This is a genomic window from Alteromonas sp. 4NS20-0143 (genome assembly GCF_057542855.1).
Genome location: NZ_BAAJLR010000003.1, coordinates 655319 through 676311 on the forward strand (window position 1 = coordinate 655319; position 20993 = coordinate 676311).

Consider the following 20993-nt stretch of genomic DNA (forward strand, 5'->3'; position numbering starts at 1 on the left):
AAGTATAGTTTTAAATACCTATATATCGCCCAACATGTTTTTGTTTTTGCGAAGGTGGCGTTTAATACAACTCAAGCAACGACGAGTGAGTTGCAAAAAACATTAAACAATTAACCACAGGAACTTTAACCATGTTGAAAATAGTTAAAACCTCTATCATCATCGCAGCATCTACACTTGCTTTCTCTAACGCAGCACAAGCAGACGGCATCAACGATGCACTAGCTAACATCTGTACTATCGTACAGGCTGACGACAAAGGTGAGCTTCGTAAGAAAATGCGTAGCGTACAGTCAGATTACCGTTTGAAACTTCGCGATTACTACGCAGGTGTTTCATGTAACGGACAAAGCCTTATCCGCACAGCGGTAACGAGCAATGCGGTTGAAGTTGGCACTTTATTGGTTAAGAAAATGCCTAGCAAAGACCTTCAGGCGCCAGAAGCAGACGGCAAAACACTTCAAGCGTGGATTGCTGAACAAGGTCTACAAGACTCACCCATTTCGGCAGAGCTTAACGGAAGAATTTAATTTCTAACCGAACCTAATACATCACACCATGTGAGTAACAGTTTCAACATGGTAGCGGCTCCGGGCCGCACTAGAGGCCCCTTTATTGGGGCCTCGCCTTTTCTGCCATGCACCTATCACCTCTTCCCAACATAATTTTCTATTTTTTCATCCACTCATTACATTCCTCAATTCAACACATTGCCAACACAATCGAATAAGTATAGATTAAAAAAGAATAAGAGGGCTTTTTTGTAATTTCTTATTTTGATTAATTGATGATTTAACTTGTAAATCTTTTTTAAATACCAAGGCAATGAATATGAAAGAAATGTGGAACGAACGCTATAGCTCCCAAGACTATGCGTATGGAAAAGAGCCCAACGAGTTTTTTCTTCAGACATTAGAAAAATATCAGCCTCGCGGCAAGATATTACTTCCCTGCGAAGGCGAAGGTCGCAACGCAGTTGTGGCCGCAAAAAAAGGCTTAAGTGTTTTTGCTTTTGATATTAGCGACGAAGGAAAGAAAAAAGCCATAGCGCTAGCGAAGCACGAAGGTGTTGAAATTAACTACGAGGTGGGAAATTTTGTTGATGTTAACCTAGAGAATCACGAATTCGATGTTGCTGCATTGATCTTTGCTCATTTCCCAAGCGAGTTACTACACACCTGCCACCGCAAAATATCGCGAGCACTAAAGCCAGGCGGCTTGGTTATTATTGAAGCCTTTCACATTGAGCACTCCGTTTTCCAAAAGTCGAACCCGAACGTTGGTGGGCCAAAAGACAAAAGTATGCTGTTTATGGAAGAAACAATAGAAAGAGATTTTCCGGATTTCACGACAGTCACATTAGACGTGCATGAGATCAACTTAAGTGAAGGCAAATTTCATAACGGCACCAGTAAAGTATTACGCTATGTTGGAATAAAACAATAAGTCTATTTTCGATTCAAAAACTAACCAAAAGTAAGCCTTCAGATTTAACTCGGCAGTCAATTGACAGTATTTTTGGTTGCCTGCCTTATACCGTTAAAGAGAACTCCCTCGACATTTTAAGCGAGTAATTTTCACTCAAGAGAACACTAAGGGCCCTTTAGCTTTTTTCAACTGCCCTTCAGTGGTGCCCCTACAGCTTCAATCTGGTAACTCAATTCAAGTAATCATCAAATTAGATTAGATATAACTTATATTCCTCGCTATATTAAATGTGCATTTTAAATACACTTTAAACAGAGAGAGCATTACTATGACAACTGAAAATCAAAGCACAGTTACATTTCCACAGCTTAACCGCCCAGCACCTGACTTTTGTGCAAAAACAACTCACGGTGAGAAATCACTTTCTGATTACAAAGGTAAGTGGTTAGTACTTTTTTCACATCCAGCAGACTTTACTCCGGTATGTACTACCGAGTTTATCGGCTTTGCCAACGCGTCAGACAAGTTTGCTTCTTTGAATACTGAATTGCTGGGCTTATCTATTGACAGCACTCACTCACACATCGCTTGGGTACGCAATATCAAGGAGAAGTTCGGTGTGACAATACCCTTCCCTATTATTGCTGACCTTTCAATGGAAGTGGCCAAGTCTTACGGTATGGTGCAACCTGGAGCAAGTGATACTTCAGCGGTTCGTGCAACCTTCATAATCGACCCAGAAGGAATTTTGCGCGCCATGGTTTACTACCCAATGAGTAACGGTCGCGCTATTAATGAATTTGTCAGACTTGTTGAAGCTTTACAAACAAGTGATGAGCACAGCTGTGCTACACCTGAAAACTGGAAGGTTGGTGAAGAAGTTATTGTACCACCTCCACACACTGTAGAAGACGCTGAAGGTAGAGACACTGCAGGCTACAACTATGTAGATTGGTACTTCTGTAAAAAGTCTCTGTAAGTTTTAACTAAGCACGACCTTACGTTTTGAAGATTTATCAGTGATATAGAATTCCTATATCACTGAATTTACATGGAGATTACGATGAGCATACAAACTGAAATCACGTCATTTTTAGATAACGACAGTGAGACATTTACCTATGTAGTGGAGGACAAGTCAACATCTAAAGCCGTTATCATTGATCCAGTTTTAGATTTCGACTATAGCGCAGGCCGTATTCATACAGAAAGCGCAGAGAAAATTGCACAGTTTATAGAAGACAGGGGGTTACACGTTGAGTGGATTTTAGAAACCCACGCACATGCTGACCATTTGTCGGCCGCCCCTTTTTTCAAGCGCAAGTACAATGCAAAAATTGGCATTGGTGCTCGTATTACAGAGGTTCAGAAAATCTTTAAAGCCCTGTTCAATCTAGAAAAAGAGTTCCTACCCAACGGTGCGCAATTCGACAGGTTGTTTGAGGAAGGTGACACTCTTGAAGTGGGCAACCTACACTTTGAAGTGATGCATGTACCTGGCCACACACCAGCTGATATTGCTTATTTACTTAACAAAGAATCGATATTTGTAGGTGACACAATGTTTATGCCTGACGTAGGAACCGCTCGCTGTGACTTCCCAGGAGGTAGCGCAACCACGCTCTATGAATCAATACATCGTATTTTGGCATTACCTGAAGAAACGAATATCTACGTGTGTCACGACTATCCTACACAGCATCGCACCCACGAAAGCAAAGTCACAGTGGCTGAGCAAAAAGAATACAACATTCACGTAAAAGATGGAGTTTCTCAATCAGAATTTGTTCAAATGCGTGAAGCAAGAGACGCTACATTGAACATGCCCAGGTTGATACTTCCTTCGATACAGATAAATGTACGAGCAGGTGAATTACCGCCAGCCGAGGGTAACAATGTAAGCTATATCAAAGTACCTATTAACCAACTTTGAGGCAATCCAATGAAAACACCAAAGGTTTACATTAGTGAAGTAAAGGCCTCCGTTGAAGAAGTTACCGTGGACGACCTTATGATTGCGTTAACGCAACCAGATGTCATTTTAATCGACGTTAGAGAAAACGAAGAGTATCAACACGGTCATATAACAGAGTCGGTTAATATGCCAAGGGGACTACTTGAGATGAAGATAAGTAGTCACCCGCTTTTGTCACATTATTGTGAAGAAAGAGATGCTATTGAGGAGTTAGCCCAACGAAGTATCTATTTAATCTGTAGATCTGGTGGACGCTCGGCGTTGGCAGCGAAGTCTCTCTACGAAATGGGTCATCGATACGTATTTTCTGTAGCAGGCGGTATGGATGAGTGGCATAGAAAAAGTTTGCCGGTAAACACTAATCGGTAGAGCATAAAATGCGCTTCAACAAAAAAGCGGGAACAATCGCGTTACTCCTTTTAGTGTGTGTTCCCGCACCATCAGCTGCATCGGGCAATCTAATTTCTCAAGAGCCAAACAGACAAAAGCCGGCATCTACAGGCATAACGCCTCAACAATCGCCCCCCTCTAACAAAGGGTATGCGTCTATAGAAACAACCACAAATATTCGAACAAGATATGAGTATTTCGATGACCAGTTCGGCGCTCAACAACAGACGGATGATGTTATCGACACCAGAATTTCTTCAAGGCTAACCTTCAGAAAAGGCCCATTTGCACTAGATGCTGAGCTAGTTGATAGCCGAATATTTCGAGCGAGTACATTTACCCCTCTTGGCACTGATGACATAAATACAACCGAGCCTATTCAGCTATCTATATCATGGAAAGGTCAGCTTAACGAACGCGATAGAAGCGACGAGTTATCACTAAAAGCTGGGCGATTTACGATGGATATAGGAAGCCGCCGATTTGTAGCGAGGAACCGATTTAGAAATACTCTGAACACCTTTGATGGGTTAAAAGTCGATTATCACAAAGAGGGTTTATCTACTACTTTCTTCTACACATTTCCTGTTTCTCGACTTCCTGAACGCTACACCGAAAAGAGCACTTCAGAGTTTGAACTTGATAAGTCGTCGCGTGACCAACGCTTTTATGGTGTTTTCTCAGAAATAGAGACAACCCGTGGCAACCTAGCTTTTTATGCTTTGCGAGATGATACGACCCAAACCGATACTCAAGTACATACGCAAAGAAATACCTTTGGTCACCTAGCACAGCTCTCTTTGATGAAAAACATTGCCCTTGATTATGAGATTGCGTTTCAACGAGGCAATAGAGGTTTTCAAGCAATTAAAGCAGGATTTATTCATACAGCTGTCACAACATCTCTCAATAATTTAACTATGCAGCTCTTCTATGACAAGGCGACTGGTGATGATGTCACTACCGATAAGTACGAAGGGTTCAGTACGCTTTATGGTGCTCGCAGATTTGAATTTGGACCTACTGGGATATTTGGTGTGTTTGCTCGAGACAACATGAGCTCCCCAGGTATTTCAACCACCATCGCCTTAAGTGAAGATACAGAATTACAACTTAAATACAGGCAATTCAATATTCACAAGAGTGGTGACTCAGGACGGTTAAATGGAGCGGTTTTAGAAAATAGTGCTTTTTTAGGAAGTCTTTCAGAGCTCCGTATGCGAGTGAAACTAAGTGACAACATAGGAATTGAAGCTGGCTTTGCGCGCAGTCGCTTAAACAGCGTGCTTGCCCTAGGGAATTCAATAAACAATTATGGGTATTTACAATCTTCTTACTTCTTTCAGTCAGCTTTTGACTAAAACTGATTTGCACAACGTTGGATATAGCCCCCCAGATTACACAAATTTAATACTTCCACAATTGAAGCTTTATTTTCGCTGTTGTTTTTTCAACATTTTTTATAACTTCACACCAACTTTTAATATGCATTTTAGATATACATTAAAAGGGAATTGTAGTACATTTAACACATAGTTCCCAGCTGGTAATGAGGGAACGGTACCTAATACGTTATCGCCAATTATCTTACAAAGAGGTTTGTGCTATGGAATTGGATCCCCTCGTCTTATCGAGAATACAATTTGCTTTTGTGGTGTGCTTTCACGCCATATTCCCCGTCTTTACAATTGGTCTAGCAAGTACAATTGCAGGATTCGAGACGCTTTATTTTAAAACTGAAAACCCGATATGGCAGCGACTATCTAAGTTTTGGATTCAAGTTTTTGCCGTAGTTTTTGGCATCGGTGTGGTTTCAGGTATTGTTATGTCATTCCAGTTTGGCACTAATTGGAGCAACTTCTCATATGCCACTGCTAACTTCTTAGGGCCGGTATTAAGCTACGAAGTAATAACAGCATTCTTTTTAGAAGCTGCATTTCTGGGAGTGTTACTTTTCGGTCGAGATAAAGTGCCTCAGGGCGTCCACCTTTTTGCAGCCATTATGGTTGCAACGGGAACCTTCATCTCTTCTTTCTGGATTCTATCGGCTAACTCACTACTGCAAACACCAGACGGTTTAGAGCTTATAAACGGCATGTACCACGTGAAGTCATGGACTGATGCATTGTTTACCGCATCATTTGGCTATCGATTCACCCACATGGCACTGGCCTCTTTCCTAACGGCTGCCCTCGTTGTTGCCGGTGTAAGTGCATGGTTCATATTACAAAAACGTGAATTAGAAGCGAATAAAAAAGCACTATCTGTCGCGCTATGGTTCCTACTTTTCCTTGCTCCATTGCAAACTGTTGTAGGAGACTTCCACGGATTGAACACAATGAAACATCAGCCCACTAAAGTGGCTGCAATGGAGGGAAACTGGGAGACGAGTACAGGTGTTCCACTACTGTTGTTTGCCATTCCAGATAAAGAAGAGCAAAAAAACCATTTTGAAATAAAGATACCGAAACTAGCGAGTTATGTGCTTACTCACGATTGGGACGGTGAAGTACCAGGGTTAAAAGCGGTTCCTGTTGAAGAGCAACCTCCTGTATTTATCGTATTCTGGTCTTTTAGAGTTATGGTGGCGTTAGGCCTTCTTATGGTGGTATTTGGCATCTGGGGGCTCATCTATAGAAGAGGCGGTAAAATTTATACTTCTCCTGTCTTTTTACAAGGCTTAAGAATGATGAGCATTAGCCCGTTCTTAGCGGTACTGGCAGGATGGGTAGTGACTGAAGCAGGCCGTGCACCGTGGCTTATTTATGGTCAAATTACACACGCAGAAGGCCTAACGCCTTCACTTACAGGCGGTATGGCACTGTTTTCATTAATTGGCTACATCACAGTTTACGCATTGGTGTTCAGTGCCGGCATCTATTACCTCCTTAAAGTTTTCAAAGGTGGCTTAGAAAAAGCCAATGCACCTCACGAGATGGATGAAATAGAAAGACCGGCTCGTCCTTTTTCTGCAGGCCATGTTGCCATTGATGGAGACTTATAATTATGGAACAAACATTTGATTTAACACTAATCTGGGCCGGCATAATTGGCTTTGGCATCATGATGTATGTCCTCATGGATGGATTTGATTTGGGGCAAGGTATCCTCTACCCCTTTGCCCCAGATGAAAAAGCACGGGACAAAATGATGAATTCTGTTGCCCCTGTATGGGATGGCAATGAAACATGGCTAGTATTGGGAGGCGCGGGCTTACTCGCCGCCTTTCCTCTGGTTTATTCCATCTTTTTGCCCGCTTTATATATAGGCGTATTTCTATTGCTTGCAGGGTTAATTTTTAGAGGCGTGGCGTTCGAATTTAGGTTTAAAGCAAAAACCTCTAAATACCTCTGGAGTTGGTCATTTTCTGTCGGTTCGTTCGTTGCTTCATTTGCGCAAGGGGCGGTTGTAGGTGCTTACATTCAGGGATTTGAAACCGAAGGGTTTGCTTATTCAGGAGGCCCTCTTGACTGGCTTACTCCATTTACCGTGCTGACCGGCTTTGGCCTCGTCATCGGCTACGCGCTTTTAGGTAGTACGTGGTTAATTATGAAAACCGATGGTGAAGTTCAACAGTGGGCCTATAAAATAACGCCAAAACTTCTGTTCGGCCTGATGGCAATTTTTGCGGCGGTTTGTGTATATACCCCGTTTGTTGATAGTTCGGTAATGACACGTTGGTTCGATGGCATAAGCCTAATATGGGCGTTACCCGCCCTCGCGTTATTTTGTGCAGTTATTGTTCTTCGCGCAGTGAAAAAGCAACAAGACGGCATGCCTTTTGTGGCAACCATGGGAATATTTCTCTTTAGCTATTTGGGCTTGCTAGCAAGTAAGTGGCCCTACATTGTGCCGCCTAAATTTACTATTTACGATGCAGCGTCAGCATACAACTCACAGCTATTCCTTTTACTTGGCTTCTTATTTGTCATTCCAATTGTCTTGGCATACACAAGCTGGACATATTGGGTATTTAGAGGAAAAGTGGGCGACGCAGGTTACCACTAAATTATGAAAGATAAGCCCGCTCTTGCGCCTGATATGACAAACATATCAGGCGCCCAGTTCCTTAAGCAGGAAGTTACTAATCAGCGTGCTCTACTTAGCCGCTCTGTTGTGTTCGGGGGCGGAGCCTCGCTGTTTATGATTGCGCAATGGCTGCTGCTTGCCTTTATAGCGCATAGCGTACTCGTCGATGACTCTAGCTTATCTAGTTTATGGGTACCTTGGTTACTACTAGTCATTGTAAGTGTGGTTAAGCCATGGCTTAGTTTTCAACAAAGTAATCTTGCACAAGATGCAAGCGCGCAAGTAAAACGCAGTATTCGCACCACACTACTGAATCGCTGGAATAAGACAAGCCCCATTGCGCTGCAAACCCTCTCCGGCGGGGCTATTGCATCGCAATGGGTTGAAGACATAGAAGCTGTTGATGGCTACTTTTCACGTTACTGGCCTCAGCAAATGCTTGCTATTGTTTCGCCAATGTTGATTATAATCGTCGTTGGCTGTTTAAATTGGCTTTGCGCAATATTGCTGCTCGTCTCTGCTCCACTCATTCCGCTATTTATGATTTTAGTCGGTATGGGCGCTGAGCATATAAACGAAAAGTATTCACTGCTTCGACAACGTCTCGCCGGGCATTTTCTTGATCGGATTGCCAACCTTTCAACCATCTCTTTATTGGGCGCCCAGCAAACCATGTCGGACGAAGTAGCAGCCCGAGGAGATAATTATCGGCATGTTGTTATGAAAACACTCAAGCTTGCGTTTTTATCTTCTACTGTGCTTGAGTTCTTTACCAGTGTGGCCATTGCCAGCCTCGCCATTTACATCGGTTTTTCACTTTATGGTGCTATTGACTGGGGCCCTGCTCAGTCGCTTAGTCTATTTTCAGGCCTTGCTATCTTACTGTTAGCGCCAGAATTTTTTAAGCCACTGCGAAACCTATCAGCCTTCTATCACGATAAAGCAAGTGCAGTGGGGGCTGCCAACAATATAGTAGCGTCGTTATCACACCTGCAGTCTGAAGAAGAGCAATACGGCAAAAATGCCTTACGAAAGGTTACGCTATCTGAGCATGATGCAAAACTTGAACTGCATAATCTTGTGGTGGGCTACCGGTCTCACTTGCCGTTAAACAACAGTGTTACCACTTGCATTTCAAAGCGCGGTTTGCTCGTGTTTTCAGGAGATTCTGGCTGCGGTAAAACCACCCTTTTAAACACGATTGCAGGTTATCTTCACCCTATTTCGGGGGAAGTCAACTTATCCCTTAAAGACACGCATTCCATCGCCTACCTACCGCAAAAAGCGTGGATTAAAAATGCTAGCATCCGACACAACCTTGCGATAGCGGCTCCAAATGCCAACGAAGCTCAAATGCTGGCTGCTTTAGACAAACTCGATTTGACGAATGAGATCACCCTTAAGCACCAAGGCCTCGACACCGTATTAGGTGAGCACGGTCAAGGCCTATCAGGCGGTCAAATGCAAAGGATATCTTTGGCCAGAGTGTTGCTTAACCCTGCTCAAATAATTTTGCTAGATGAACCTACTGCGAGCCTAGATCTTAAAAGTAAAGATTTGATAAATGACGCTGTTAAAGAACTCAAAGAAAGGGCCCTGATCGTTATTGCGACCCACGATCCAATGATAATAGCGATGTCCGATATCCATATTGACCTAACCAAAAAGGTTGAAAACGAACAATGAAGTTTTGGCTATCGATAATCTATCAGAGCGAACGTAAGCGACTTTTCATTGGTCTTTTTTGGTCGCTATTAACCATGCTATCAGGAGTTGGGCTACTGGCTCTATCAGGCTGGCTAATTACCGCCACTGCACTAGCAGGACTAGCTATAAGTGCAGGTTTGATTGTAAAACTTGATATGTATATGCCAGGCTCAGGTATTCGTTACTTTGCCTTAAGTCGAACTGTCGGCCGCTATATCGAAAGGCTTTATAATCACGACACAATTTTGCGGCTTATCGCTACGTATAGAGTGACAATATTTAAAGCGCTTTCCCACAAGCCGCTTCACGAAATAAGACAAACTTCCGACAGTGAATGGTTAAGCCGCCTTACCTCAGACCTAGATGCCTTAGACGGTATTTTGATTCGCTACACAATACCAACACTTGCTACAGGGCTGGTCATCTTATTGGTCAGTGCATTTTTATGCTTTATCTGGTTTGATTTTGCCGCTGTATTTTTTCTTACAGCAGTACTCTCTTGGATGTTGCTGATCAGATATTCTGTTTCACAGACTAGAGGTGCTGCGAAAGCTTCAATTGCTCAACTTAATCGCACGAGAGAGTCTTTAATAAGCCATATAAAAGGGGCGTTTGTTTTATCTAGCCAAGATATGATGACTGCACATCAAGCCCATACTCTCGGTGAATTATCACTGTTTGAAGAGCATCACTCTGCATTACAGAAGCGCGTAGCGAAACTACAGTTTGTTACTGACAGCCTATTTGGTATTGCGCTTTGCGCGGTTTTCTTTTCTGGTCTTTGGGCGGTGGGCAATCAAATAATTGAAGGCCCCACAGCCATTATGTTAGCGCTTTTATTTATTGGAGTATCTGAGTTGCTGCAAACCATACCGGAGCAATTTAGCACTTGGGGAAAAACAGAGTATGCAAGTGAGCGGCTCAAAAAACTGGCGTCCACAGAAATTGAAACGGATTTAACCCATATCCACTACATACAAGCGATAGCGTGTAAAGTAAATAACCTCTCCACTATTCCGGCAAGTTTCCAAAGAGAGATATCTTTTACCCTTACTGATACTAAACCACTTTTTATAACGGGTCGTTCAGGCGCCGGCAAATCCACACTTGCGAAGCTTTTATTTAAGCTTACTCCTGCAGCTCAACCCGGCGTTAACATAGAGATTAATGAGCACTCTTTAACTGCAATTTCATCAAAAAGTTTATACAAGGTTTGTAGTTATCTAGAGCAATCTCCTAGCTTATTATCGGGAAGCCTCTACTACAACTTAACGCTCGGTCTTGAGGATGTAGATGAACAAAGAGTATTTGATGCCCTCGCTAAGGTTGAGCTTCTTAAATGGGCAGATGCACTTCCAAAGGGCCTTCATACTTGGCTTGGTGAAAGCGGGGGACAGGTTTCAGGCGGGCAAGCGAGGCGCTTGTGCCTTGCAAGGCTATTACTCAGAGACCCCGCCATGGTTGTATTAGATGAACCATTTAATGGGCTAGATAACACCATGGCCAAACGTATTTATAACCGGATATCGCCATGGCTTGAAGCGCGCAAATCTATTATTTTGCTGCATGAAGTGCCTAGTTTTGTTTTAGGTAAAGGAGTTGATTATCAGTACTTGGATGTAGATTTGAAATAATAGCGATTAAAAATCGAAGCCCAATGCTAAACCAGCTACCACTGAGCTACCGTGCCCAAAGTGATAATCTACGTGCAGCTGTGGCGATACTGTATATCCATGATAACGATATTCATAAAGCGTCCCCAGTCGTGTGACTGCGAAATCATGTTCACTAGAGTGTTCAAAACCTGGCCCCACCTGCACAATAAATTGCTCGGTAAGATGTATATCAGCGACCGCAAGCACAGTGAATGCATCTAAAGAGCCATAGGCATACTCGACAACGCTTCCCAGCCCCAAAAGAGGAGATAGTCGGTATTCGTAATCAACGCCCAGCGTTAAACCGCTACCATGCTCAGAAAAGTCAGTATTCCCGGCGAACACCGATAAATGGTTAGGTCCGTGGTCTTGTGCCAAAGAGTGAATGGGAAATAGCACTGCAGCTAAAGACAGCGTTGAAGACAGAGCTAGAAACCAAAGGCCTTGAGAGCGCTTTTTGCAACACAAAAAGCCGATTCTCTTGCGTATTTTCATTAGATATCCTTATTAAAAATTTTAGCCAATTGGAGAGCTGTTAATTTTTGGAGTAAATCAATAGTTATCGTGCAACCGTCTTTCCTTTCCATTTGCCGACTAACAATTTCTCAAGTACCCGCCCGGCTAAGTAAAGGCCAACCGAGAAAATCAAATGAGATAGCAACACTTTCGATTGAAGCATGGTAGGGGCCGGCGTTGATAATCCGGCGATACCATAGCCCATTCCAGGATACATAATAAAAAAAGGAATGCTGCAGGTCGCAAGACCCACAATAAAAGCAGGTAAAAATGAAGGTGCTTGTATCCATTTTAAACCGGTAAACGCTAACAAAAGCGCGGCGAAGGCAACCCCAATTCCGTAGTGGCCTATCCAGCCAAGCAGTAATTCGCCTACTCGAGGCTCTGCCGCCTTGATGGATTGATGAGAAAATATACCGTCAGTCAAATAAATAACCCATCGCCCGATATATTCATATCGAGTTAACGGCTTATTGAAAACAACATATTGTAAGTAATTGATAATATCGAGGAAGGCTGTAGCGAGAACCCCCAATACCACTGCGGCGGCAATAATTCGAAAGCTATTTACTTTGCTTGATGCATTTGCATTCATAAGGTTCTACCTAAATTGAACCGACATACTTAGTAGAATATTTCTGCCCATGCCTAATGCATAACCTTTATAAGTGTCTACAAAATCTCGGTAAGTTTCGTTTATGAAGTTATTAATTTATGAGGGTAAATAATGTATATCATCCGGAGGCTAAACCATTAAACGACCGGATGTTGTGCAGTATGAGAACAGAAAAACTATTGCGGTGATTGTGGTTTAGGTTTTGCCATCCACTCACGTCCTTTAAGCATTCCTTCCCAGTAAATCGGCGGTAACAATTTTTCTTTTAAGTACCATGCAAGGCGTGATGGTTTTGTGCCATCAATGACCCATGAAGGCATACTATTTAGAATCTTCCCACCGTAGCCAAACTCTGCGAGTACGACTTTACCTCGCTCCACCGTGAGTGGACAACTTCCGTAACCGTTGTATATCGCCTTACCCGTTTGTACACCGCGCTCATACAGCAAATTATTTGCGACTACCGGTGCTTGCATACGAGCAGCTGCTGCTGTTTTTGCATTGGGTGAGTTTGTCGCATCACCTAGGGCAAAAATGTTATCGAAAGATTTGTGCTGCAACGTCGACTGATCTACATCTATCCAGCCATTACTATCTACCAGCGGACTTACTTTAATAAAATCGGGTGGCGACTGAGGAGGCACTGCGTGGAGCATATCAAACTCAGTCTCCACAAGCGGAGCATCCGGCTGCGCAACATTTTTGAATGATGCTACTTTTGACTTACCGTCAACTTTTACTAATTGGTGCTCAAAGTTAAGGTTTGCATTGTACTTTTTAACGTATTCCATTAAGGCAGGCACGTACTCTTTAACCCCAAAAAGAACCGCTCCCGTGTTATAAAATTGAACATCAACCTTATCCAGTACGCCTTCTTTAAGCCAGTGATCACACGATAGGTACATGGCTTTTTGAGGTGCACCAGCACACTTTATTGGCATTGGCGGCTGAGAAAATATCGCTTTCCCTTTTTTGAGATTTTTTACTAGCTCCCATGTATAGGGCGCTAAATCGAACCGGTAGTTAGAGGTGACGCCGTTCTCACCAAGCGTCTCGCTGAGTCCTTCAATTTTGCTCCAGTCGAGCTTTATACCAGGACACACGACTAGATGTTCGTATTTAACTGTTCTACATCCATCGACCACAATCATATTTTCTTTCGGAGAAAACGCTGCCACTCCTGCTTTTATCCATTTCACATTTTCCGGAATGACCGATGCAACAGTTCGAACAGTTTCATTTGCGTTAAATACACCGCCCCCAACAAGCGTCCATCCAGGTTGGTAATAATGCACCTCATTTGGCTCAACAATAGCAATATCGAGTTCTGGACATCGTGCTTTGAGGCTCGATGCCACCGCAACGCCACCTGCCCCCGCACCGACAATAACTACCGCATGGGAGTAATCAGCATGATCAGTGGGCGTTTCTCCACCGTTTTTAAGTCGCCTTACCACCCCACTTAAGTCATAACCCGCTTTTTGAGATAAACACAGTACTTCTTCAAATGATAAGGTTTTGACTGCGGTCATAGCCCATAACGAAATGGAGCGAGTCCCCGTTCTGCAATACGCAAAAACAGGCCCTTCCAATTTTTGTAGGTTTTCTTCGAATTTTACGGCATCTCCCGTGGTTACCTTCCCACTCACTACGGGTTGATAAACGCAGGGAATACCCACAGAGGTTGCTTTCGCTTCTATCTCAGAAAATGTAGGCTGATCTGCGCCTTCACCGTTTGGCCTATTGCAAACAATTGACTTAAACCCGGCAGCTTTAATTGCCTCTATATCTTCAACTAAAATTTGGGGTGAAACTGAAAGCTGTTGTGTAACATTAGCGTATTTCATATTCCACCTCCTAAATGGCGTTTACAGGAATTTTGATGAATTGTTTACCGCTCTTTGAAGGTGCGCCAAATTGTCCATTTCTCAGGTTCGCCTGAATGGCGGGCAGCAGTAGCTTTGGTACAGCGAGGGTTGCATCTCTCGCTTCACGCTTTTCAACGTATTCTGCTAAAGGCACATCAGGGCGGATTTGCTTATTGGTTTCTTTTGCTTCTTTGATGGATAGGGTAGAGAGTGGCTCGTTACCTTCTTTCGGGTAGTCGTGCCCAAGAAAGACAACGGTCTCTTCGGGCAGAGTAAAAAAACGTTGAATGGTGTTATAAAGTTGCTCTGCACTACCGCCCGGAAAATCACATCTCGCTGTACCTAAGTTCGGCGCGAACATGGTATCACCGACAAAAATCTTCCCGTCGACTAGAAAGCTCGCACATGCTGGAGTGTGACCCGGCGTATGCCATACCGTCACTTCATATTCACCAATGTTAAACGTATCGCCTTCTTCAAATAAAACATCAAACTGACTGCCATCATTTGGCGTGTCATTTGAAATTTCGAAAACGTCTAACCACGTATCCAGAACCTCTTTGATTCCAGAGCCAATGCCAATTTTGCCACCGACTTTTGACTTTAAATAATGCGCTGCTGTTATATGGTCTGCGTGTACGTGGGTCTCTAAAATCCATTGATTAATAAGCTGGTTATCGTTAATAAATGCAATAACTTTGTCGGCACTTTCCATCGATACTCGACCTGAAAAAATGTCGTAATCGGCAACCGAATCTATAACACCGCATTCTTTGGAAATGGGATCGAAAAGTACGTATGTAAATGTTGCTGTCTTGTTGTCGTAAAATGTTTCAACGTTCATGGTATTCCCCTTAAAGAAGCTCTTTTGACATAATAAAAACGGCAATAACTAGAGTGAAAAATGCAAAGAACTTTTGTAAAGCTGCACCATCTAGTTTCCCCGCTACTTTTGTGGAGATTGCCATCCCAATAAACGTCGCGACCAACATAAGTGGCAGCAAAGGCATCTCCAATTGAATTCCGGTTTGTAAATCGCCAACAAAGCCAAGCAACGACTTGAGCGCAATGATAAATAGAGAAGCACCCACGGCATTTTTCATGGGCATTCCTAAAATTAGAACGAGTGCTGGAATGATAAGAAAACCGCCACCGGCACCAAGTATTCCAGTTATCAAACCAACAACCGCTCCCTCTACGACAATGAGTGCAATATTGGGAGAGGTATTTTCAGTATTTTCTTTGGCGGGACCTGCTTTGCTGTACGCTTTTTTCAACATCATTGCCGCAGAGGCCAGCATCAAAGAGGCGAACAACACCATGATGCCCAAATTTTTATCTATCGATATTGATTGAAACTCGATGGTCTCTGGTATTGCGGGCATTAGGTAAGCACGAGATAGGTAGACCGCTATAATGGAGGGAATGGCGAACAATATGGAAGACTTCACATCGACCAAGCCTTCTTTGAAATAGCGCACTGCACCATAGGCTGCCGTAGCACCGACGATTAACAATGAATATCCAGTAGCTACATCTGGAGTAACTCCCATTAAATAGACCAATATGGGAACGGTAAGTATTGAGCCACCTCCGCCTATTACGCCTAGTACCAACCCCATGAGTACAGCTGCAATGTAACCAAGAATCATCATTATCACGCCACCTTATTACATAAAAATATATCTTAGAACAAAATATACAATAAAGTATATTCTAAATATATATTTAATTTATCCATTACGGTAAAATTTAGAAATCACAGCAATCGGATTTTTAGATGACATATGAAAATAAACACGTTTACTAACTTGGCATTTCGAGTTCTTATTTATTTAGCTTTACGAAAAAATAGAACGGTGAAAACCAGTGAGATTGCTGATGCATACTTTGTTTCATACAACCATTTGAAAAAAGTTATCTCTTTACTCATTGAGCACGGATATATCTTGGGCACTAAAGGGCGTGGTGGCGGCATCAGGCTCGCCTTAGAGCCGAAAGATATTAATATTGGGAAAGTGTTCCGACTTACGGTAGAAGATATTGCACTGGCTGAATGCTTTGCTTCACCAACCAATCAATGCGTCATCTCCCCCACCTGCAGATTAAGAACGATTCTTGAGGACGCAACAGCTAAATTCATTGCAGAATTAGACCAATATTCTCTTTACGACCTAGTTGAAGGAAGAGAGGGGGCGTTGGCAATGCACCTTGCAATAGATTTTATTGAGCTAGAATAGCCCCTTTCTTTTCTCAACCCTCACCCACTTTTATCTGCACCTTGCGGTTGATGGATGAAAATTTTAGACATAGCTCTTCAAGTATACTGAAACAGGCTATAATGGTGTGCTGATATCAATAGGAAATAGTATGAAAGTTTGTGGTGTAGATTTAAAAGGTAATGAAGCGACGGTATGTCTTCTGTCATTAATAGACGGCTTGTTTCATGTACCTGACTGCCGAACCCGCCGTTTAACGCTGGCCGATACCAGTGCGAAAGGTCTTAAAAGTTTTCAAAGTACGTTTGAAAAATTAATGGCCGACTACAAAATTGATGCTGTCGTTATTCGTCAGCGCCAGAGTAAGGGCAAATTTGCTGGCAGCGCCATTGGGTTTAAGCTTGAAGCGGCTATTGAATTAATAGATGGGCTAGAGGTTGTTGTATTTGGTCCCACTGAAATTAAAGAATCGTTGCGCAGAAACCCGGTTGCAGTGCCATTTTCAGATACAGGGTTAAAACAATTTCAAGAGCCGGCTTTCACCACGGCCTATGCCTGGTTAATGAAACGTGCTCATCAAGAATAATAGCATTAAGCGCCTGCAGTTATTACAGGCGCTTTGCTAATTAATTGACGACTATTGCCCAGTTAGCATCATCTTCTGACGCCGACCAATAGAAGTTGATAGGCACCGCTCCTTCTTCAACAACCCACACTTGAGCCACTAAATTTTCAACATCACCACCTATTGTCAACTGGTACTCAGCAGAGCCTGAGGGCAAGGTGGTGCGAAGTTGGCAGATTTTGAATCACAGCTGAAGCTATTAGCTAATAGGTAAACGCCTTATGACGTTAAAAGGTAGACCTCACACAGCCTTTAATGTCTACTATGTGCCAACATGAATGTAAGAAGAGAGTAGATGTAATGAAGTATTTATCCCTATTGGCCGCCATTGTGTTTTTGAATGGGTGCGCAGCACTGTCTCAGCTATCTGTGTATACGGTTTCAAATGCAGATGTTGAGCAGGTACTAGGTAGTCAGCTAGATAAACTTCAGCAAAAAGCGTCGCTTGCTGGTATTCCTTTACTGTTAGAGGTAAACGACATATCGGTAAACATTGGCCCCGAAGGAAGAAATGTTGTTCAATTAGGCACCGATGCCACAGCCAGCATAAACGCGTTTGGATTTAGCTATCCAGCCAAAATACGCTTGTCTTTAGAAGGCACACCTTATTATGACAGTGAGAAAAAAGCGATTTTTGTTCACTCATTGTCGTTGCTTGATAGCACTGTGGATGCGGCGGGATATAAAGGCAACCTCGCACCTTTAAGCAAAGAAGTGATGCAGCTTATCAATGGCTACTTAGTGTCTAACCCCGTGTATAAATTAGACACAACAAATAAAACGGTTAACCTTCTCTCTAGTATTCCCATCACATTATCTGTTGAGCAAGGAAAGCTGGCTCTTCGCCCTCAGCAGGGCAAGTAGAATAGATAGAAAAGTAGAGAAGTTGACCTAGCTTAGATATTCGTACCTAGATTTTACAACCACATCATTATAAGAAGAGTATGAACACGACTACGCCCTCAAAAGAATTCGACATACTGTTATATGGCGCCACCTCCTTCGTTGGCAAAATCATGATTTCCTATCTTGCTAAGTACGCTGAAGAAACCTTTTCTTGGGCTATTGCAGGAAGAGATGAGCAAAAGCTTCTCGCATTAAAAAAAGAGCATGGCTTAACATCAGTCCCTCACTTTGTTGCTGATGCCAGCGACGAAACCGCGCTTACCGCGTTGTGCGAGAAAACCAAGGTTATTATCTCCACTGTGGGGCCTTATGCGCTATACGGTGAGACTCTAGTAAAAGTATGTGCAAACACCGGCACAGATTACTGCGACTTAACCGGTGAGCCTCAATGGATAAAAGCGATGCTCGATAAATATGAACCTCAGGCACAAGCCTCAGGAGCTCGTATTATTAATTGTTCAGGATTCGACTCAATCCCATCAGATTTAGGGGTTTATTTTTCCCAGCGAAGCGCTATTGAAAAAACGGGAAGCCCTGCCACGCAAATAAAGATGCGGGTATATAAGATTAAAGGCGCAGCATCTGGGGGCACTATCGCCAGCATGTTAAACGTACTTAAAGAGGCCAGTGACAACCCAAGTCTTAGAAAGCTTTTGGTAAACCCTTATATGCTTTGTAATGCTGGACATCCTTTTCATTTACGCCAAAAAAATCATAAAAAAGCAGAATACGATAACGACCTTAGCATTTGGACAATGCCCTTTGTTATGGCTGCCATTAACGAGCGTATTGTTCATCGCAGTAATCAACTGCTTGGTACCATGTATGGCAAAGACTTCAAATACGATGAAGCTATGTCGAGCAAAACCGCGAGCACGGCATGGATAACTACCCTTGGTTTAGGTGCATTTGTAGGAGCGGCCAGTTTTGCGCCAATAAGGAATTTACTCGCAAATCACATTTTACCAAAACCTGGTGAAGGCCCATCGGTTGAAGATCAAGAAAACGGCATGTTCGACATGCGCTTTTATGCTGAATTAAACAATGGCAAGAGGCAGGTGGTACAAGTTACCGGTGACAAAGACCCAGGGTATGGCAGTACTGCAAAAATGCTTTCGCAAGCCGCGCTTTGCTTGGCAAAAGATATCCCCGATGTAAAAGGGGGGTTTTGGACCCCCGCCTCAGCACTCGGTGATGCCTTGATACATCGTCTGGGCAAGCATGCCGGTGTTTTTATAAAAGAATTATAAAAGCACCATAAAAGAATCGTAAAAGAAATGAAGCCCGCAAAATAAGCGGGCTCATAAAATACGCAAGTTATACGGTAAAATATGATTGTCGCGCGTTTTACTCACTTGCATGACCTTTCAAGTAGGCTCGTACAAATGAGGTTTTCGCGCAATAATTTTTGCTATTACTCGTCTTCCATTGCCGTTGAGATAGAACGAAATTCTCTAATACGGTGACTAGCATCATTTACACTTTCAAAGGTATCGGTAGCAAGTTCGCTAACAGAACGAGTGGCATCTCTTGACTGCTGAATAGCTTCATTTACTTCCGCAATAGCCTGCTGGTTTTGCGTACTTGCCGTCACTACCTGCGTCATTTGTACCGCAATGTTTGATATCATCTCACGCATGGATAAAGTTTCTTGCTTAGACCTTTCACTGTAGTTACTGCAGCGTTCAGCTAGCTCTATTTGCTCGTTCATTTCTTGCTGCCATTGATTTATCGAGTCAGCGATCGCTGTGATTGTTTCTTCAATTTCATCCACCGCCTCCTGAGTGCTTTTAGAAAGCGCACGTACTTCATCAGCTACAACTGAAAACCCCCGACCGCTTTCTCCTGCGCGAGCCGCTTCAATAGCTGCGTTTAGTGCTAGCAGATTAGTTTGCTCCGCTATCGTGTCTATCTTCGAACTAAATCGTTTCGCTGCCTCACTTTTCTCAACGAGTTCTGATGTCGCATCGGCGCTTTTTGAAATATATGACGCTAATTGAGTCACACTTTCCGATGCCTCATCAATTAGGTTTGCCGACGCACTAACAGCCTGCCGTCCTTCGTCACACGCCTCTGCGGTGCTTTGTGCCGAATGATGAATTTCTTCCATAGATAATGCCATTTGCTGTGATGCAGTTGATACCTGCTCCGAACTTACTGCTAACTCCTCGGCCGCGCTAGCTAATTGCTCAGTATTTTCCTTTGTATTACCTAACGTCGTCGCCAGCTCCGACGTTCCGGCATCTACCCGAGACATCGCCGCATAAAGTGCTCCTTGCTTTAATGCTAGTTCATAGTCTGTAAGCGCCGAAGCAACAGACTTGGCAAAAATTTGGCGTTGAATAGGAAAGTGTTGAGCATCTAAATCCTGCTGATCTTTAGCATTGTCTACTCTGATAAATTGTCGCGCTGTAAATCCAATCGCTATCGCAAAGGTTGATATTAAGGGGTAACTCCAACTTGGCAGTGATAAAGCGCTCACCGCAACAATAAGTGTGGCCATAACTACCGCTACAATTAAACCAATATTTGTTGCTTTGATATTACCTGAATAGACATATTGCGCTTTTTCGACATAATGACTTTCCGGCTCTGACAACATCCATTGTGTGCCTACAACCTTTCCACGACGAAAAACGGGCCTAACAAACGTGTCTTTGTATACTGTATTGCCTTCTACTTTAAACGGCACAATACCGCGCCAGCATAGTTCTGTTGAAAGCACGGCTTTAATTTCGTTTATAGCATCTGTTGGCATTACACTATCTATAAAGCCAAGTGCTCCTCGTCCATTCCCCTCTTCTTGCGAGACCTTAAAAAAGCGCTGTGCAAATGGGAGAATACGCATGAAGTTAAAGTCTACATCCAAAGAATAAACAATATCTGCATCGCTCAATGATGTCGTGTTACTGAAGGACTGGTTGTTGGCTTGTGAGCTGCCATGTGTGTTGCTTTGAGCAACTGAAGAAGCAGTATTTGAGGTGGAAGTATCAACAAAAAAAGCGGTAGAAGACATAAAAATCTCAGATTAAATAATGAAATCTTTTAACGCTCCTATA

Annotated in this window: 21 protein-coding genes; 14 read left to right on the forward strand and 7 right to left on the reverse strand. The window is 43.0% G+C overall.

The genetic code is table 11. The features are described from left to right. Positions 1–131: 131 nt before the first annotated feature. The 10 genes from AC27HD_RS10005 to AC27HD_RS10050 all read left to right on the forward strand — a co-directional run bounded on the left by AC27HD_RS10005 (position 132) and on the right by AC27HD_RS10050 (position 11163). Entirely contained in the window at positions 132–530 is a 399-nt protein-coding gene (locus tag AC27HD_RS10005; RefSeq protein ID WP_163104309.1) for a DUF3718 domain-containing protein, read from the forward strand. Between the two features lie 301 nt (positions 531–831). After that, positions 832–1446 carry a class I SAM-dependent methyltransferase gene (locus AC27HD_RS10010; RefSeq protein WP_487105459.1) on the forward strand — a complete coding sequence of 205 codons (615 nt, stop codon included), beginning with the start codon at positions 832–834 and terminating at the stop codon, positions 1444–1446. Positions 1447–1756: 310 nt separating this feature from the next. After that, complete coding sequence (locus AC27HD_RS10015) at positions 1757–2407, forward strand: peroxiredoxin (RefSeq protein WP_269518924.1); 651 nt, start codon at positions 1757–1759, stop codon at positions 2405–2407. Between the two features lie 84 nt (positions 2408–2491). Then, a complete protein-coding gene (locus AC27HD_RS10020; protein WP_487105461.1) occupies positions 2492–3361 on the forward strand; it encodes an MBL fold metallo-hydrolase in 870 nt (289 codons plus the stop codon). Positions 3362–3370: 9 nt separating this feature from the next. Continuing rightward, positions 3371–3772: a rhodanese-like domain-containing protein gene (locus AC27HD_RS10025; protein ID WP_487105463.1), complete on the forward strand. Its 402-nt coding sequence runs from the start codon at positions 3371–3373 to the stop codon at positions 3770–3772. Positions 3773–3780: 8 nt separating this feature from the next. Next, on the forward strand, positions 3781–5154 hold the full coding sequence (locus tag AC27HD_RS10030; RefSeq protein WP_487105465.1) for an alginate export family protein: 1374 nt from the start codon (positions 3781–3783) through the stop codon (positions 5152–5154). Between the two features lie 245 nt (positions 5155–5399). Further along, positions 5400–6797: a cytochrome ubiquinol oxidase subunit I gene (locus tag AC27HD_RS10035; RefSeq protein ID WP_487105467.1), complete on the forward strand. Its 1398-nt coding sequence runs from the start codon at positions 5400–5402 to the stop codon at positions 6795–6797. Between the two features lie 2 nt (positions 6798–6799). Then, on the forward strand, positions 6800–7801 hold the full coding sequence (cydB, locus tag AC27HD_RS10040) for a cytochrome d ubiquinol oxidase subunit II (protein WP_487105469.1): 1002 nt from the start codon (positions 6800–6802) through the stop codon (positions 7799–7801). A gap of 3 nt (positions 7802–7804) precedes the next feature. Beyond that, the gene (cydD, locus tag AC27HD_RS10045; RefSeq protein WP_487105471.1) at positions 7805–9508 is read left to right on the forward strand and encodes a thiol reductant ABC exporter subunit CydD; all 1704 of its coding nucleotides are present in this window, start codon (positions 7805–7807) and stop codon (positions 9506–9508) included. Further along, on the forward strand, positions 9505–11163 hold the full coding sequence (locus tag AC27HD_RS10050) for an amino acid ABC transporter ATP-binding/permease protein (RefSeq protein ID WP_487105473.1): 1659 nt from the start codon (positions 9505–9507) through the stop codon (positions 11161–11163). The genes cydD and AC27HD_RS10050 overlap by 4 nt, the downstream gene beginning before the upstream one ends. A 6-nt stretch (positions 11164–11169) precedes the next feature. Here the strand turns inward: AC27HD_RS10050 and AC27HD_RS10055 are convergent, their stop codons facing one another. From AC27HD_RS10055 to AC27HD_RS10075, 5 genes are all read right to left on the reverse strand, one after another. After that, a complete protein-coding gene (locus AC27HD_RS10055; protein ID WP_487105475.1) occupies positions 11170–11679 on the reverse strand; it encodes a hypothetical protein in 510 nt (169 codons plus the stop codon). Positions 11680–11743: 64 nt separating this feature from the next. Next, the gene (locus tag AC27HD_RS10060) at positions 11744–12295 is read right to left on the reverse strand and encodes a DUF2938 family protein (RefSeq protein ID WP_487105477.1); all 552 of its coding nucleotides are present in this window, start codon (positions 12293–12295) and stop codon (positions 11744–11746) included. Between the two features lie 197 nt (positions 12296–12492). Then, positions 12493–14163: a bifunctional protein tyrosine phosphatase family protein/NAD(P)/FAD-dependent oxidoreductase gene (locus AC27HD_RS10065; protein ID WP_487105479.1), complete on the reverse strand. Its 1671-nt coding sequence runs from the start codon at positions 14161–14163 to the stop codon at positions 12493–12495. A 10-nt stretch (positions 14164–14173) separates the two neighbouring features. Then, positions 14174–15028, reverse strand: a complete 855-nt coding sequence (locus tag AC27HD_RS10070; protein ID WP_487105481.1) for an MBL fold metallo-hydrolase — start codon at positions 15026–15028, stop codon at positions 14174–14176. A 10-nt stretch (positions 15029–15038) separates the two neighbouring features. After that, on the reverse strand, positions 15039–15839 hold the full coding sequence (locus AC27HD_RS10075; RefSeq protein ID WP_269518937.1) for a sulfite exporter TauE/SafE family protein: 801 nt from the start codon (positions 15837–15839) through the stop codon (positions 15039–15041). Positions 15840–15971: 132 nt separating this feature from the next. Between AC27HD_RS10075 and AC27HD_RS10080 the strand changes: the two genes are divergently transcribed. Beyond that, positions 15972–16424 carry an RrF2 family transcriptional regulator gene (locus AC27HD_RS10080; RefSeq protein ID WP_032097313.1) on the forward strand — a complete coding sequence of 151 codons (453 nt, stop codon included), beginning with the start codon at positions 15972–15974 and terminating at the stop codon, positions 16422–16424. Between the two features lie 130 nt (positions 16425–16554). Next, the gene (locus AC27HD_RS10085) at positions 16555–16989 is read left to right on the forward strand and encodes a DUF3010 family protein (RefSeq protein ID WP_032097312.1); all 435 of its coding nucleotides are present in this window, start codon (positions 16555–16557) and stop codon (positions 16987–16989) included. Positions 16990–17029: 40 nt separating this feature from the next. On the opposite strand, the gene AC27HD_RS10090 is transcribed toward AC27HD_RS10085, so the two are convergent. Then, entirely contained in the window at positions 17030–17158 is a 129-nt protein-coding gene (locus tag AC27HD_RS10090; RefSeq protein ID WP_487105484.1) for a hypothetical protein, read from the reverse strand. A gap of 170 nt (positions 17159–17328) precedes the next feature. On the opposite strand from AC27HD_RS10090, the gene AC27HD_RS10095 reads away from it, so the two are divergent. Together AC27HD_RS10095 and AC27HD_RS10100 are read left to right on the forward strand one after the other, a co-directional pair. Next, a complete protein-coding gene (locus AC27HD_RS10095; RefSeq protein ID WP_487105486.1) occupies positions 17329–17892 on the forward strand; it encodes a YceB family lipoprotein in 564 nt (187 codons plus the stop codon). Positions 17893–17972: 80 nt separating this feature from the next. Continuing rightward, the gene (locus tag AC27HD_RS10100) at positions 17973–19184 is read left to right on the forward strand and encodes a saccharopine dehydrogenase family protein (RefSeq protein ID WP_487105488.1); all 1212 of its coding nucleotides are present in this window, start codon (positions 17973–17975) and stop codon (positions 19182–19184) included. Positions 19185–19348: 164 nt separating this feature from the next. Here the strand turns inward: AC27HD_RS10100 and AC27HD_RS10105 are convergent, their stop codons facing one another. Further along, positions 19349–20950 (reverse strand): methyl-accepting chemotaxis protein, encoded by a 1602-nt coding sequence (locus AC27HD_RS10105; protein WP_487105490.1) that lies wholly within the window; start codon positions 20948–20950, stop codon positions 19349–19351. Between the last annotated feature and the right edge of the window lie 43 nt (positions 20951–20993).

Coding starts and splice junctions, on each gene's coding strand:
- AC27HD_RS10005 (WP_163104309.1), top strand. CDS start 132: ATGTTGAAAATAGTTAAAACCTCTATCATCATCGCAGCATCTACACTT.
- AC27HD_RS10010 (WP_487105459.1), top strand. CDS start 832: ATGAAAGAAATGTGGAACGAACGCTATAGCTCCCAAGACTATGCGTAT.
- AC27HD_RS10015 (WP_269518924.1), top strand. CDS start 1,757: ATGACAACTGAAAATCAAAGCACAGTTACATTTCCACAGCTTAACCGC.
- AC27HD_RS10020 (WP_487105461.1), top strand. CDS start 2,492: ATGAGCATACAAACTGAAATCACGTCATTTTTAGATAACGACAGTGAG.
- AC27HD_RS10025 (WP_487105463.1), top strand. CDS start 3,371: ATGAAAACACCAAAGGTTTACATTAGTGAAGTAAAGGCCTCCGTTGAA.
- AC27HD_RS10030 (WP_487105465.1), top strand. CDS start 3,781: ATGCGCTTCAACAAAAAAGCGGGAACAATCGCGTTACTCCTTTTAGTG.
- AC27HD_RS10035 (WP_487105467.1), top strand. CDS start 5,400: ATGGAATTGGATCCCCTCGTCTTATCGAGAATACAATTTGCTTTTGTG.
- cydB (WP_487105469.1), top strand. CDS start 6,800: ATGGAACAAACATTTGATTTAACACTAATCTGGGCCGGCATAATTGGC.
- cydD (WP_487105471.1), top strand. CDS start 7,805: ATGAAAGATAAGCCCGCTCTTGCGCCTGATATGACAAACATATCAGGC.
- AC27HD_RS10050 (WP_487105473.1), top strand. CDS start 9,505: ATGAAGTTTTGGCTATCGATAATCTATCAGAGCGAACGTAAGCGACTT.
- AC27HD_RS10055 (WP_487105475.1), bottom strand. CDS start 11,679: ATGAAAATACGCAAGAGAATCGGCTTTTTGTGTTGCAAAAAGCGCTCT.
- AC27HD_RS10060 (WP_487105477.1), bottom strand. CDS start 12,295: ATGAATGCAAATGCATCAAGCAAAGTAAATAGCTTTCGAATTATTGCC.
- AC27HD_RS10065 (WP_487105479.1), bottom strand. CDS start 14,163: ATGAAATACGCTAATGTTACACAACAGCTTTCAGTTTCACCCCAAATT.
- AC27HD_RS10070 (WP_487105481.1), bottom strand. CDS start 15,028: ATGAACGTTGAAACATTTTACGACAACAAGACAGCAACATTTACATAC.
- AC27HD_RS10075 (WP_269518937.1), bottom strand. CDS start 15,839: ATGATGATTCTTGGTTACATTGCAGCTGTACTCATGGGGTTGGTACTA.
- AC27HD_RS10080 (WP_032097313.1), top strand. CDS start 15,972: ATGAAAATAAACACGTTTACTAACTTGGCATTTCGAGTTCTTATTTAT.
- AC27HD_RS10085 (WP_032097312.1), top strand. CDS start 16,555: ATGAAAGTTTGTGGTGTAGATTTAAAAGGTAATGAAGCGACGGTATGT.
- AC27HD_RS10095 (WP_487105486.1), top strand. CDS start 17,329: ATGAAGTATTTATCCCTATTGGCCGCCATTGTGTTTTTGAATGGGTGC.
- AC27HD_RS10100 (WP_487105488.1), top strand. CDS start 17,973: ATGAACACGACTACGCCCTCAAAAGAATTCGACATACTGTTATATGGC.
- AC27HD_RS10105 (WP_487105490.1), bottom strand. CDS start 20,950: ATGTCTTCTACCGCTTTTTTTGTTGATACTTCCACCTCAAATACTGCT.